Annotated in this window: 1 protein-coding gene; it reads left to right on the top strand. The window is 34.4% G+C overall.

All coding sequences use genetic code 11. The features are described 5' to 3' along the window. The coding region (locus ABS911_RS15240; RefSeq protein ID WP_350468252.1) for a GNAT family N-acetyltransferase at positions 1-705 on the top strand (705 nt) is incomplete at its 5' end. Between the last annotated feature and the right edge of the window lies 1 nt (position 706).

Here is a 706-nt window from a genome sequence, read left to right as displayed (position 1 = left end):
CCAGATTTTGATCATTGGTTCAGTAAGATAAAAACATTTTACAATGAACAAATAGCTATTCAAAATGGGCGATTGATTCGAGAAGATGATTGGTGGCAACGCTTGTTGCGTCGTACATCTGGTACTTCCTTTGCAGTATATACAGATGAATTAGGAAAGGTTATGGGATACATTCGTTATAACATTCAAAACTTAACATTGGAACTGTTAGATTTTAATGCCATAAATTATGAAAGCCAACAGAATCTGTGGCAATTCATTCAATCACATACAGCAGAAGTTGAAAAAATTATTGGAGAAGCTTCAAATCAAGAGTCGTTTGGAACCGCTTTTTTAAACCCGCAGTTTCAACAGCAAATTGTACAAGATAAAATGATTCGAATTATTGATGTGGAACGCTTCTTATGTTCTTATCCTTTTGAAAAAATCGATGAGCCGCTGTATCTGAATGTTCAAGACAAGCAAGCAGAATGGAACAATCAAGTCTTTAAAATTGAGCATGAAGGACAAGTAACGATTGTTAAAACACCAAAAAATGAAGCAATGTTAACAATGGATATTGGAAAACTATCTGCCTTAATGGTTGGTTACCATTCGCTAGATTGGTATGTTTTCCGTAAAGAAGCTAGTGGATCGGATAAGACTATCAATCAATGGAGTAATGCTTTGCCAAAAGGTTATCCAAGCTTTTATGATTATTTTTAAG

It is taken from the genome of Carnobacterium sp. (genome assembly GCF_040274425.1).
This window is presented reverse-complemented; position numbering and strand designations above follow the sequence as displayed.